General features: G+C 61.3%; 12 protein-coding genes. 8 read left to right on the top strand and 4 right to left on the bottom strand.

Features of this window, described 5'->3' with window-relative positions; genetic code table 11:
* From parE to AC5SSZ_RS04145, 4 genes are all read left to right on the top strand, one after another.
* Positions 1–1,959: a DNA topoisomerase IV subunit B gene (gene parE / locus AC5SSZ_RS04160; RefSeq protein ID WP_495437125.1), complete on the top strand. Its 1,959-nt coding sequence runs from the start codon at positions 1–3 to the stop codon at positions 1,957–1,959.
* A 30-nt stretch (positions 1,960–1,989) separates the two neighbouring features.
* A complete protein-coding gene (locus AC5SSZ_RS04155) occupies positions 1,990–2,775 on the top strand; it encodes a hypothetical protein (protein ID WP_495437123.1) in 786 nt (261 codons plus the stop codon).
* 541 nt (positions 2,776–3,316) lie between these two features.
* The gene (locus AC5SSZ_RS04150) at positions 3,317–3,733 is read left to right on the top strand and encodes a PaaI family thioesterase (RefSeq protein ID WP_495437121.1); all 417 of its coding nucleotides are present in this window, start codon (positions 3,317–3,319) and stop codon (positions 3,731–3,733) included.
* A 53-nt stretch (positions 3,734–3,786) separates the two neighbouring features.
* The gene (locus tag AC5SSZ_RS04145; RefSeq protein WP_495437118.1) at positions 3,787–4,467 is read left to right on the top strand and encodes a hypothetical protein; all 681 of its coding nucleotides are present in this window, start codon (positions 3,787–3,789) and stop codon (positions 4,465–4,467) included.
* A gap of 15 nt (positions 4,468–4,482) precedes the next feature.
* Here AC5SSZ_RS04145 and AC5SSZ_RS04140 read toward each other — a convergent pair whose 3' ends face one another.
* The 3 genes from AC5SSZ_RS04140 to AC5SSZ_RS04130 form a co-directional block, all read right to left on the bottom strand.
* Complete coding sequence (locus AC5SSZ_RS04140) at positions 4,483–4,896, bottom strand: c-type cytochrome (RefSeq protein WP_274828382.1); 414 nt, start codon at positions 4,894–4,896, stop codon at positions 4,483–4,485.
* 124 nt (positions 4,897–5,020) lie between these two features.
* Positions 5,021–5,731, bottom strand: coding sequence for an ABC transporter ATP-binding protein (locus tag AC5SSZ_RS04135; protein WP_065270735.1), 711 nt, complete (start codon positions 5,729–5,731; stop codon positions 5,021–5,023).
* Entirely contained in the window at positions 5,724–7,010 is a 1,287-nt protein-coding gene (locus tag AC5SSZ_RS04130; RefSeq protein ID WP_495437115.1) for a lipoprotein-releasing ABC transporter permease subunit, read from the bottom strand. Before AC5SSZ_RS04130 ends, AC5SSZ_RS04135 begins: the two co-directional genes overlap by 8 nt.
* Positions 7,011–7,457: 447 nt before the next feature.
* On the opposite strand from AC5SSZ_RS04130, the gene AC5SSZ_RS04125 reads away from it, so the two are divergent.
* Positions 7,458–8,681 (top strand): spondin domain-containing protein, encoded by a 1,224-nt coding sequence (locus tag AC5SSZ_RS04125; RefSeq protein WP_495437114.1) that lies wholly within the window; start codon positions 7,458–7,460, stop codon positions 8,679–8,681.
* A 154-nt stretch (positions 8,682–8,835) separates the two neighbouring features.
* Here the strand turns inward: AC5SSZ_RS04125 and proS are convergent, their stop codons facing one another.
* A complete protein-coding gene (gene proS / locus AC5SSZ_RS04120; RefSeq protein ID WP_495437111.1) occupies positions 8,836–10,191 on the bottom strand; it encodes a proline--tRNA ligase in 1,356 nt (451 codons plus the stop codon).
* 170 nt (positions 10,192–10,361) lie between these two features.
* Here proS and AC5SSZ_RS04115 point away from each other — a divergent pair, with 170 nt between their 5' ends.
* The 3 genes from AC5SSZ_RS04115 (at position 10,362) to AC5SSZ_RS04105 (ending at position 13,645) form a co-directional block, all read left to right on the top strand.
* A complete protein-coding gene (locus AC5SSZ_RS04115) occupies positions 10,362–11,726 on the top strand; it encodes an FAD-dependent oxidoreductase (protein ID WP_495437109.1) in 1,365 nt (454 codons plus the stop codon).
* A gap of 136 nt (positions 11,727–11,862) precedes the next feature.
* The gene (locus AC5SSZ_RS04110) at positions 11,863–12,933 is read left to right on the top strand and encodes an AI-2E family transporter (protein WP_065270739.1); all 1,071 of its coding nucleotides are present in this window, start codon (positions 11,863–11,865) and stop codon (positions 12,931–12,933) included.
* Between the two features lies 1 nt (position 12,934).
* The gene (locus AC5SSZ_RS04105) at positions 12,935–13,645 is read left to right on the top strand and encodes an HdaA/DnaA family protein (RefSeq protein ID WP_274828376.1); all 711 of its coding nucleotides are present in this window, start codon (positions 12,935–12,937) and stop codon (positions 13,643–13,645) included.
* Positions 13,646–13,696 lie beyond the last annotated feature (51 nt).

The following is a 13,696-nucleotide window of genomic DNA, read 5'->3' as shown; positions in this document are numbered from 1 at the left end:
ATGGCCAACGATCTCCTGAGCACGCCTGACGCCGAAACCTATGACGCCTCCTCGATCGAGGTTCTGGAGGGGCTTGAACCCGTCCGCCAGCGGCCCGGCATGTATATCGGCGGCACGGACGAACGCGCGCTGCACCACATGGTGGCCGAGATCCTCGACAACTCGATGGACGAGGCGGTCGCCGGCCATGCCAACCGGATCGAGGTCGAGCTGCACGCCGATTACTCGGTCACCATCCGTGACAACGGCCGCGGCATCCCGATCGACCCGCACCCCAAGTTTCCCGACAAATCCGCGCTTGAGGTGATCCTCTGTACCCTGCACGCGGGCGGCAAATTCTCGGGCAAGGCCTACCAGACCTCGGGCGGCCTGCACGGGGTTGGCTCCTCGGTGGTGAACGCCCTGTCTGATCTGATGGTCGTGCAGGTGGCCAAGAACAAGGAGCTGTTCGAACAGCGCTTCTCCCGCGGGATCCCGCAGGGGCCGGTGGAGAAGGTCGGCGCGGCCCCCAACCGACGCGGCACATCGGTCACCTTCCACGCGGATGAGCAGATCTTTGGCTCGCACCGCTTCAAGCCCAAGCGGCTGATGACGCTGGTGCGCTCCAAGGCCTACCTGTTCTCGGGCGTGGAAATCCGCTGGAAATCCGCCATCGACGACGGTGAAACCCCGACCGAAGCGACCTTCCACTTCCCCGGCGGGCTCAGGGATTACCTCTCCGAGGTGCTGGGCAAGGCCACGACCTATGCCGATGCGCCCTTTGGCGGCAAGGTGGAGTTCCGCGAAAAATTCGGTGAGCCGGGCTATGTGGAATGGGCGATCAACTGGACGCCTGCCCGCGACGGCTTCATCCAGAGCTACTGTAACACCGTCCCCACCCCCGAAGGCGGCACCCATGTCGCCGGTTTCTGGGCCGCGATCCTGAAAGGCATCAAGGCCTATGGCGAGCTGGTCGGCAACAAGAAGGCCACGCAGATCTCGCGCGAAGACCTGATGACCGGGGGCTGCGCGCTGGTTTCCTGCTTTATCGCGGACCCCGCATTCGTCGGCCAGACCAAGGACCGCCTGTCGACCGAAAGCGCCAGCAAGATGGTGGAAAACTCGGTCCGCGACCACTTTGACAACTGGCTGGCCGCCGATACCAAATCCGCGGGCGCCATCCTCGATTTCCTGGTCCTGCGGGCCGAGGAACGCCTGCGCCGCAAGCAGGAGAAAGAGACCCAGCGCAAGAGCGCCACCAAGAAGCTGCGCCTGCCGGGCAAGCTGACCGATTGCACGTCAAAAGACCGGCGCGGCACCGAGCTGTTCATCGTCGAGGGCGACTCGGCCGGTGGCTCGGGCAAGGGCGCGCGCAGCCGCGAATATCAGGCGCTGCTGCCGCTGAAGGGTAAGATCCTGAACGTTCTGGGCGCGGCTTCTAACAAGCTGGGATCGAACCAGGAGATCAGCGACCTCTGCGAGGCGCTGGGGGTTGGCCTTGGCACCAAGTTCAACCTCGATGATCTGCGCTATGACAAGATCATCATCATGACCGATGCGGATGTCGACGGCGCGCATATCGCCTCGCTGCTGATGACCTTCTTCTTCACCCAGATGCGCCCGCTGATCGATGGCGGTCACCTCTACCTCGCCTGCCCGCCCCTGTTCCGCCTAACGCAAGGCGCGAAACGGGTTTATTGCCTCGACGAGGCAGAGCGCGATGCCTGGCTGGAAAAGGGTCTGGGCGGCAAGGGCAAGATCGATGTTTCCCGCTTCAAGGGTCTGGGTGAAATGGATGCCAAGGACCTGAAAGAGACCACGATGGACCCCAAGACCCGCAAGCTGATCCGGGTCACGATTGACGAGGACGAACCGGGAGAGACCGGCGATCTGGTGGAGCGTCTGATGGGCAAGAAACCCGAGTTGCGGTTCCAGTATATTCAGGAGAACGCGAAGTTCGTGGAGGAGTTGGATGTTTGAGAAAACCAACGAGATAGGAATAGCTTTTTTATGTACATAATGATCGCGGACGAGGCCGATCAAGATGGAAGCCGTGAATTTCTGGTATACGCAGCAGTATTCTTCCCTGCAGAAAACTTGAAGAAATTGGCGGATGGTGTCTCTGCGCTACGCACAAAATATGGGTACGTAAACGGGGACAGCCTAAAATTCACTTCGGGGAGAATTCCCAAAGATGTTACTCGCGACAACCACCGAGAAATAAAAAAAGAAATTATTGCCCTTGCCATAGAATGTGGATGCAAAACCTCCTGCTATGTAATTCCACATGCCGTCGCGAAGGGTCAGACCCATGAAAACAAACTAAAGTTTGGCCTAAACACACTAGTAACTACATTTGAAAAATTTCTTCGCGAAAATGGTGAAGTCGCTGGCACTGCCTACTTCGACCATACTACTGACTATAAGCAGAACGAATACATAAAGGATATTTCGCAACACGGTGTACCAAAAGAGGGTGGCGGGCGAATTTCACTCTCACACGTGGTAGCGATGGGGGTTACCCAAGACGGGATGTCCCACTTAAACTCCGTCACCGACATCGTGGTCGGGTCTTTTCGGTGGGTGATAAACGAGCCCGACAAAGACGTTGTTGGTGCGGACCTATTGCGCCAACTATCTGGCCTCTTGTGGGGCAAACTGAACGATGGTGTTCTGAAAGTACGGGAACGAAGTCTTGTGATCCGGCCTCAAACCATCAGATCCCCCCAAATAAAAGCAGATGTGCGGGCGTTCATTGATCGCTTAACGACGTATTCGACGAACGCTCGCGATTGACCAATACAAGGCCCGTGCCTGACCTTGGGGAGGCGTGAAGCGCCTTCCCGGGGGGAAGGTCAGGCGCGGGCCGTGCGGCTAACGCCTCACGTCCCAAAGGACCACCTTGCAGGCGTTGCATCTTGGGGAAGGCATTTCAGCGATGGGCTCCGCCCGTTCTTACCCCAAACAGTGCCCCGCACTGTTTGCCGCTACGCGGTCCGGGACGAACTCCCGGGGGGAAGGTCAGGCGCGGGCCGTGCGGCTAACGCCTCACGCCCCAAGGGGATACCCTGCAGGCGGTGTATCTTGGGGCAGGTGTTTCAGCGATGGGTTCCGCCCGTTCTCGCCTCAAACAGTCCCCCGGACTGTTTGTCCCTTCGGGATCCGGCGTGAACCCCGGATGTAAGGCCAGGCGCGGGCCGTGCCGCTAAGTGCCACGGCCCAAGGGATCACCTTGCAGGCGGTGCATCCTGACTTCTCTCCTCCACAGACAGCCTGAAATCACCGTGGCTTTCGCGCGGGGCAGCGGCTAACCTCCGGCCAAAACAGGGAGACAGAAATGACCGCCACCATGAACCCCGCGGATCTGCAATCCGTTCTGGCCGAAGGCTTTGCCGATTGGGTGCAGGCGCTGGATCTGACCGTGACCGACGCCAGCCCGGAACAGACCACCCTGCGCATGCCGCTGACACCGAACCTTGCCCGCATGGGCGGCATCGTCTCGGGGCAGGCGTTGGCGGCGCTGGCCGATACTTCGATGGTGCTGGCGGCCTTTGCCCATCAGGGCGGTGTGCGCCCGCTGGCAACCACCGATCTGCACACGCAATTCCTGCGCCCCGGGGTGGGCAGCGCGATCCTCTGCCGGGCGCAGGTGGTGCGGGCGGGCAAGGCGCTGGTCTTTGCCCGCGCCGAGATGAGCGAAGAGGACAGCGGCAAACTGGTCGCCACCGCCACCGCCAGCTTCTTTGCCGCCTGAGGTGAGGCGCAAAACGGCTATACCGCCCTTCCTTGCTACGCTAGCGTGACCTCATGATCCTGCGTCTATTCCTGATTACCCTGATCCTCGCCTCCTGCGGGCGCGAGTTGACGCAGCAGGAGCGTGCCTTTCTGTCGAACATTCACGGCAGCGACCTGAAGCCGGAAAAGGTACGCATCATGGATGGTGCGCCGGTGGCCGCGACCACCTTCCGCCGCAAACCGCGCCCGCGCGTGGCCTGCCGCGAACGTATCCTGCCGCCAGTGAAGGACGAGATCGTCACATCCTCCCCCGCAGCGGTGACGCTGTTCAACCGGATCTATTATATCCGCGACTGGTACACCGAGAATTACCTGCCCGCCTACCCCGAGCGCCTGTATCTGGTGGAGGCGATGCTGCTGGCCCATGAGGTGACCCATGTCTGGCAATGGCAGAACCGGGCCCGCACCGGATATACCCCACTGCGGGCCGCAGCCGAGCATCGCGGCAACCCCGACCCCTACCTGTTCGAACTGGACCAGAGCCCCGATTTTCTGAGCTATGGCTATGAACAACAAGGCGCCATTGTCGAAGAATACGTCTGCTGCCGCGCGCTGGCGCCACAGGGCGCCCGCACCCAGCGTCTGCATGCCATGCTGAAGGATGTGATGCCGGTTTCGGACCTGCCGCAAAGCCGCCAGAGCGACGTCTACCTGCCCTGGAAAGGCGCCGATCTGCGCGGCATCTGTAGCTGAGGCATATACTGCGGCTCAGCCTTCGGCCTGGATGCTTTCGAGATAGGTCATCAGCGCGGCCAGCGGGCGCGGTGTCGGCGTCAGGGTGCCTTCGACCTCAACCGGAATCAGCTCGCCTTCCAGCAGGGCGCCGAATTCCGGCATGTATTCGGCGCTGACCTTGCCGCGTCCGTAGCCATCGATCTGCGACAGCACTGCAGCGCGCGGGAACGCACCGTCATGGCGCGCGTTGATCTTGCGCAGGTCGGGCGCATCAAGCGTGGTCTCACGCTGGGCGAGATTACCATTTTCGCCATGGCACAGCGCGCAGTTCTGATTGAACAGGATCTGTCCTTCCTGCGCGGTGGGCATGCTGTTGACGATTTCGGTGCAGGCCACGGCAAGCCCGGCCACAAGCGGCAGCATGCAAAGGATCGTTTTGGTCTTCATGGCATCGTTCCTGTCGTTCTGGCCGCAACCGTCTCAGTCAGGGGCACTGTAACCGGCAGGTTTTGCAGCGTAAACCGGCGGCGGCAGAGATGCACCCAGAAACAGGGGCCGCGTGCGCGCGGGCCTATTGCGGCGCGGCCGCCACCGCCCCGTCCTCCAGATGCAAAACCCGGTCCATCCGCGCGGCAAGGTCAAGGTTATGGGTCGCGATCAGCGCCGACAGGCCAGAACTGCGCACCAGATCCATCAAGACGCCAAAAACCTGATCCGAAGTCCCCGGGTCCAGATTTCCGGTCGGCTCGTCCGCCAGCAGCACACGCGGCTGGTTGGCCAGAGCCCGGCAAAAGGCAACCCGCTGCTGCTCGCCCCCGGACATCGCCGCCGGACGGTGCCCGGCGCGGGCCGAAAGGCCGACAAGATCCAGCAACTCTGCCGCACGCGCCCGAGCCGCCTTCTGACTGGCGCCATTGGCCAGTTGCGGCAGGACGATGTTTTCTGCGGCGGTGAATTCGGGCAACAGGTGGTGGAACTGGTAGATAAAGCCTACATCGCTACGCCGCAGACCGGTGCGCGCCCGCTCGCCCAGCCCGGTGACATCCTGCCCACCGATACACAGGCTGCCCTCGTCCGGGGTATCCAGCAGACCGGCGATATGCAGAAGCGTCGACTTGCCTGCGCCAGACGGCGCGACAAGGGCCACGACCTCGCCCGGTTTCAGGGCCAGATCGACGCCCCGCAGCACATCCACCTGCGCCGCGCTGCCCCGGTTATAGGACTTGCTGATGCCTTTCAGCTCCAGCGCCAGTGCGCCTGCCTGCGATACCTGATCATTCATAGCGCAGGGCCTCCACCGGGTTCAGCCGGGCCGCCCGCCGGGCCGGAAAGATCGTCACCACGAAAGACAGGCCAAGGGACAGGGCAACGGCCGAGAGCACATCTGGCAGGTTCAGCTCTGCCGGAAGCGCATAGATGCCCCGGATCGACGGATCCCAGACCCCGCCGCCCATAGCGTAGTTCACGAAGGAGAAGATCGGATCAATATAGATCGCGAAGAGGCAGCCCAAGACCACACCGCAAAGTGTACCAATCACACCGGTAAAGGCACCACAGATGAAGAACACCCGCATCACCGATCCTTCGCTCAGGCCGATGGTGCGCAGGATACCGATATCGCGGCCCTTATTCTTGACCAGCATGATCAGCCCCGAAACGATGTTCATCGTGGCGATCAACACCAGAATGGAAAGGATGATGAACATCACGTTGTCCTCCACCTCCAGCGCGCGCAGGAACCCACCCGAGGCATCGCGCCAGGTCCAGGCCCCGATCCCCTGTCCCGCCGCGCGCAGCAGCGGCAGCACCAATAGATCGACCTTTTCCGGGTCAGCCACCATTACCTCGATCTCGTCAGCAACGCCTTCCCGGTTGAAGAACGCCTGCGCCGCGTCAAACGGCATATAAAGCCGGGTGCGGTCGATGTCATAGCGTCCTGCCGTGAAGATATAGACCACCTCATAGGCGTTGATGCGCGGGCTGGTACCAAAGGGGGTTTTGACCCCATTGGGAGAGATCAGCTTGATCCGATCCCCAACACTGACCCCCAACTCGCGCGCCACGCCGGACCCGATCGCCACGCCATCCCCGAACCGATCCAGATCGCCAAGGCTTTCCTCGCTTTGAGCGACGCCGGGAATGGCCTCCAGATCCGCAGCAGCGATACCAAAGACCTCGACCCCAGCATTGCGCTGGCGCAGGTTGGCCATCACCTGCCCCTTGATCAGCGGCGCAGCGCGGATCACACCGGGCACCTGCGACGCTGCTGCGGCCATCTCGGCGTAGTCTTCCAAGGTCCGGTCGATATTGCCCTCTGCCGTGACCTGCCCATGAGAATAGAGCGTCACATGCGCGTTGGCGCCCAGGATGGTGCCGACAAACTCAGACCGGAAACCCGAGCGCACCGCCAACGTGGCGATCAGCGCAAATACCGCCAGAGTGATCCCGATCAGGCTGATCCAGGTCATCACGCTGACGCCGCCCTCGGCCCTGCGCGCACGCAGGTAGCGCCAGGCGATCATCCATTCAAAACGTGAAAACGGCGGAGGTGTCGTGGCCATGTGTGGTCCTGCCCGGGAGATTTGCGGACAACCTGTGCTGTCCGGCGTGCAGGGTCAAGGCAAGGCTGCATTGCCAAGGCGGTTTTGGTTTCATGGCTGGCCATCTCGCGACGGTTCCGCGCGGCGGCGGGTCCCCTGCTCTCACTCGGGAAGCCACCAAAAGACGCTCGCTCCCCACCTACGTAATTCTACTTATGATTGCAGGTCATTAGCGATTCATCCGATTGCATACATTCAAATATGCCCGAATATATCGGCGACAAAATCTCGCCAAAAATGTTACTTTTTAGTTTATTTTCAGCGCCTTAACCAGACGAAAAGTAACCATTCCGTGACTTCACCCCCAGGATCACAGCGACGTCAGAGACTGTGAGGGAGCCCCCCCTTGGCATCTCATCAATTCCCCCAGAAAGTGCGCAAACTTCAATTCAAACTGAGGATAACTCAATGACCGATCTTCGCATCGTCGCAACCAACACCTCTGCCCACGGCGGCACCTACACGACCCCTTTCTGGTTCGCCGCCCACGACGGCAGCTTTGACCTCTACAACACCGGCGAAGCTGCATCGGCTGCTCTGGAAGCCCTGGCCGAAGACGGTAACTTCGCTCCGGCAAACGAAGCGGTTGTGGCCGCAGACGCGGATGCCGTAACTGGCGCAGTGCTGGGTGCAGGCACCCCGCCGATTCTGGCACCGGGCGAAACCGCAACCGCAGAATTCTCCGTTGATGGTTCCTCCAACGGTCACCTGTCGCTGGCCGCAATGGTCATCCCCTCGAACGACGCCTTTGTCGGCACCGCAGACTCGCTGCAACTGTTCGACGAAAACGGCCACTTCATGGGCGAGCAAAACATCTCCTTTGCAGGCAGCGACGTGCTGGATGCGGGCACCGAAGTGAACTCCGAGATCGCCGAAGAAGTGCCGCTCCTGGGCCAGATGGTGGCGAACACCGGCACCACCGAAGGTGGCGTGGTCGGCGCGCATGAAGGTTTCCTGCCCGAAGGCGAAGGCAACATCCTGGGCGGCACCAACGCGCTTGGCGAACACATCGACGCGGTTGCAGCAGACTTCACCCGCGAGGGTGCACAAATCGCCGACATCCACATCAATGAATACGCTGTGACAGAAGGCTCCAATGGTTTTGACTTCTTCCGTGGTTCCTCCGTGGATGATCTGGTCAACGGCGCCGGTGGCCGTGACGTTCTGATCGGCCGTGGCGGCTGGGACGAGCTGGACGGCGGCGAGGGCAACGATGTCCTGATCGGCAACAGCGGCAACGACATGCTGACCGGCGGCAAAGGTAACGACATCCTGAAAGGCGGTAGCGGTAGCGACACTCTGGACGGTGGCGCTGGTCGCGACATCCTGAAAGGCAACAAGGGCAGCGACGTGCTGGACGGTGGCGCTGGCCGTGACCGCATGAATGGCGGCCACGATGCGGACCTCTTTGTGTTCCAAACCGGCTACGACCGTGACCGCATCATTGGCTTCGATGCGAACGAAGACACGATCGCGCTGCACATCGAAGGCGTCGAAAGCTTTGACGATCTGAGCGGTCTGGCCACCGACCACGGCAACCGCACCATCCTCGACTTCGGAGAAGGCGATGCGCTGGTAATCAAGGGTGTGACCTTTGATGAGCTGAGCGCAGCAAACTTCGACTTCCTCTAAGCATGCGTGCGCAGCAAGCTTTTCGGTTTGCTGCGCAACGTCCTGTAGGAATGGCGATAGATACAAAAAGGGGGGCATCACTGCCCCCCTTTTCCATTTCAGTCTCGCGTTTGGAGGTTTCAGCCTAGTACCTCAACCCTCTGCGCGCCGCCGCTCAGAAGCCGCGGCCCGAGGCGTGCTCGGCGTAGATCTCGGCGATCTTTTTCACGGCGTCTTCCGGGGGCAGTTCCACGCTTTCGCCAGTCCGGCGCGAGGTGAGTTCCACCACGCCGTTCTTCAGCCCGCGCGGACCGACCGTAATACGCCAGGGCAGACCGATCAGATCCATGGTGGCGAATTTGCCGCCCGCGCGCTCCTTGCGGTCGTCATACAGCGGGTCAAGACCAACCGCAGTCAGCGCGGCATAGATCTTGTCACAGGCCGCGTCGGCTTCTTCGTCGCCTTGCTTCAGGTTGACGATACCGCAGTGGAACGGGGTCACGCCTTCGGGCCAGATGATACCATTGTCGTCATGGCTTGCTTCGATGATCGCGCCAACCAGACGGGAAACACCGATGCCATGGCTGCCCATGTGTACGGGGATGGATTTGCCATCGGGGCCTTGCACCGTGGCCCCCATCGGTTCGGAATATTTGGTGCCGAAGTAGAAGATCTGACCGACCTCGATACCACGAGCACTGCGCTGGCGTTCGGCCGGGATCTGGTCGAACTGCGCCGCGTCGTGGGTTTCATCTGTGCGGGCATAAAGCGCGGTGAATTCCTCCATCACGGCGCGGCACTGGTCGTGATCATCATAGTCGATATTGCGCTGGCCAAGGCGGATATCGGTCACCGCGCTGTCGTAGAACACTTCGCTCTCGCCTGTGTCGGCCAGCACCAGGAACTCATGCGTATCATCGCCGCCAATGGGGCCAGAGTCCGCGCGCATCGGGATCGCCTGCAGGCCCATGCGCTCATAGGTACGCAGGTAGCTGACCAGGTGACGGTTGTAGGCATGCAGCGCGTCTTCCTTGGTCAGGTCGAAGTTGTAGCCGTCCTTCATGTAGAATTCGCGGCCCCGCATCACGCCGAAACGCGGGCGGATCTCGTCGCGGAATTTCCACTGGATCTGGTACATGGTCAGCGGCAGGTCCTTGTAGCTGCTGACATGGCTGCGGAAGATATCGGTGATCAGCTCTTCGGCGGTGGGGGTGAACAGAAGATCGCGATCATGGCGGTCGGTGATGCGCAGCATTTCCTCGCCATAGGCATCGTAGCGGCCGCTTTCGCGCCACAGGTCCGCCGATTGCATGGTGGGCATCAGCACCGGGATATGGCCCGCGCGCATCTGTTCTTCGTGGACGATACCTTCAATCTTCTTCAGCACCTTGAAGCCCAGCGGCAGCCAGGAATAGATCCCGGCGGCGGACTGTTTGATCATGCCGGCCCGCAGCATGTAGCGGTGGCTGACGATCTGGGCCTCTGAAGGCGTCTCTTTCAGAACAGGCAGGAAGTAACGGGACAGGCGCATGTCGCTCTCATTCGTTCAAAGGGGTTTTCAAGCGGTCTAAGCCATCGCCGCGCCTCAGGCAATCGGGCTTTGGAGTGGCGACAGCGGACAAACCGGATAATCGCCCGGAAAGCGCTTGAAGCACGGGTCAATTTTGTAAATGCTGGTTCAAATTTATTGCGGAGGCCCAGATGCGCGACACCATTACCGAACCCGCCCGGGAAATCCCCGTCGTGCATCGCACCGATGTGCTTGTCGTAGGCTCTGGTCCCGGCGGACTGGCGGCGGCGCTGGCAGCAGCGCGCTGCGGGGTCGATGTGACCCTGCTGGACCGGTTCGGCTGCTTTGGTGGCAATATCACCGCTGTCGGCGTCGAAGGTTTTGCCTGGTACCGCCACGAACAAACGGTCGAGGCCGGCGGCATCGGCTGGGAGTTCGAAGAACGCGCCAAGGCGATGGATGCTGCCGTACCGGAAAGCCAGTCCCTGTCATACGAGCTGGACGCTGAAGGCTTCAAACTGGTCGCAGATCGGCTGGTCGAGGAAGCAGGCATTCACCCGATGCTGCACCGCATGTTCGTGGCCCCGATCCGCGAAGGCAACCGGATCACCGGCGTGATCGTCGAATCAAAGGCAGGGCGCGAGGCGATCCTGGCTCAGCGGGTGATCGATGCGACAGGAGACGCCGATATCGCGCAGATGATGGGCGCCCCCACAATCAAGACACCGGTCGAGGAAATGCAGGCCGCCAGCGTGATGTTCCACATCGCTGGCGTCGACAAGCAAAAGTTCATGGAAGGCGTCAAGGCCGACCCGCAAACCTACCGGGACTGGTCCACCGGGGAATGGGAGGTGGAAACCTCCGGCAAGGAAGACGAGATGTTCTCCCCCTTCCTCGCCAAGCCTTTTGCGCAGGCCCTGCGCGAAGGGTTGATCCCGGCGCATCTCAATACCATCGGGGGCACCTGGGGGGCTGTTCATGACAGTGGTGAGATGACCTATATGAATCTGGTGCATCTGGCAGGCTGCGACGGCACCGACCCGGACAGCATGACCCGGTTCGAGATCGAAGGACGCAAGCAGGCCATGCACGCGATCAATGCGCTGAAGGCCTATACGCCTGGCTGCGAAGGCGCGCGGCTGCGCAATTTCGGCATGACCATCGGCATCCGTGACACCCGCAAGATCGACGCCCATCACAACATGACCGAGGATGAGGCCCGCAACCAGGGCCGGTTCGAGGATACCATCGGCATCTATCCCGAGTTCATCGACGGCTATGGCATCCTGATCCTGCCCACCACCGGGCGCTATATGCAGATTCCCTATCGCGCCATGCTGCCCAAAGGGGTGGAAAACCTGCTGGTGACCGGCCGCGCCATCGGCGGCGACAAGGTCGCCCATGCTGCCACCCGCAATATGGCCTGTTGCGCGGTGGCCGGTCAGGGCGCGGGCGTTGCCGCGGCACTATCCGTCAAATCCGCCTGCAGCCCGCACGCGGTGGACATTGCCGCCGTACAAGGTGAACTGACCCGTCAGGGCGTGCGCATCCACTGACGCAGACCGTGCAGAAACGCCCCTGCCCCACCCGGTACTCATTTGGCGGCACTTGCCGCTTGGCTGTTGCATGAGGCAACCGCATGGGCAATGACTGGGGTAATTGGAGAACAGATCTCAGAGAGGCGCTTGGCATATGGCACTTCCGGCGAAGAAGCAGTTTCAATACTGGGGCGTTGCCGCCGTGGTTTTCGCAATCGTCCTCTGGGCTTTGGGAGACGTGCTGCTACCCTTTGTGCTGGGCGCGGCGATTGCCTATCTGATTGATCCCATTGCCGACCGACTAGAGGCCGCGGGCCTCAGCCGTACCGCCGCGACTGCGGTGATTACTATCGGCGCCATGCTGGTCTTCATGCTGCTGCTGCTGGTGGTGGTGCCGACGCTGATCTACCAGCTGAGCGATCTGATCCGGGTTCTGCCCGAAGCCTTTCGCGATCTGCGCAACTTCGCGCAGGAACACTTCCCGTCGATCTTCACCGAAGGTAGCCGCGCGCAGCAAACCATCGCCTCCATCGCAGGCACCCTGCAGGGCAAGGGGATCGAGCTATTTGAATCCCTCGTCGGCTCAGCCGTCTCGGTCGTCAACCTGCTGGTGCTTTTCGTGATCGTTCCGGTTGTCTCGGTCTATCTGCTGCTGGACTGGGACCGGATGATCGAACGGATAGACGCGCTGCTGCCGCTCGACCATGCGCCAGTGATCCGCAAACTGGCCGGTGAAATCGACGATGTGCTTGCCTCCTTCATCCGCGGCATGGGCACGGTCTGCCTGATCTTGGGCGTTTACTACGCTGTCGCCCTGATGCTGGTTGGTCTGAATTTCGGACTGGCGGTGGGGTTCATCGCCGGGCTCGTCACCTTCATTCCCTATCTGGGGGCGCTGGTGGGCGGCGCTCTGGCTATCGGACTTGCCCTGTTCCAGTTCTGGGGTGAATGGTGGTCGATCGGACTGGTAGCCGGGATTTTTGCACTGGGTCAGGTGATCGAGGGCAATTACCTTACTCCGAAACTGGTCGGCGGATCCGTTGGCCTGCATCCGGTCTGGCTGCTGCTGGCCCTGTCGGTCTTTGGCGCGCTTTTTGGCTTTGTTGGCATGCTGGTTGCCGTGCCTGTTGCGGCAGCCTTGGGCGTAGTTGCACGTTTCCTCACGGGACAGTATCTGCACAGCCGTCTGTACCAGGGACTGAGTCACCGGGATTCGAAAAAGTAATATGGCGCAACAACTCAGCTTTGACCTGCCCGCCAAAACGGCTTTGGGCCGGGACGACTTTTTTGTCGCCCCATCAAATGCCATGGCTGTGGCGCTGCTGGATCCGGGGTTTTCATGGCCCAGCGGCAAACTGGTTCTGACCGGCCCTGCCGGATCGGGAAAGACGCATCTGGCCCATGTCTGGGCCAGCCAGTCCGGCGCCCGGATCGTGTCGGCGGCAGATCTGACCGAGGCGATGGTTCCCGAGCTGGCAACCGCGCCCGTGGTCCTGGAGGACGTGCCGCAGATCGCCTCTGACAAATCCGCCCAGGAGGCCCTGTTTCACCTGCATAACTTGGTGCTGGCGAACGGGTTTGCCCTGATGATGACGGGGCGCGCGGCGCCCAACCTCTGGGGGCTGAGCCTGCCGGACCTGCAAAGCCGTGTTCAGGCCGCCACACATGCCGAGCTGCAGCCGCCGGACGATGCCTTGTTGGCTGTGGTGCTAGCGAAGCTGTTCAATGACCGCCAGATCACCCCGAAACCCGACGTGATCCCCTATCTTGTGGCCCATATGGATCGTTCGTTTGCTGCGGCAGCCCGGATCGTCGAACAACTGGACCGGCTGTCTCTGGCGGAAAAACGCAACCTGTCGCGCCCCCTGGCGGTGCGGCTGATGTCCGAAGACCGCAGTGTCGCGGGCGAAACCCGGGTTGCTGGGACCGGCGGTTGACCCCGGCCCCACCCTAAACCATCCTAGATTCGAGACCCAAGACGGAGCGCC

Source organism: Phaeobacter sp. CC-HEC084 (genome assembly GCF_059429255.1).
Note: the sequence above shows the minus strand (reverse complement) of the source record. Positions and strands in the feature narration are given on the sequence as shown.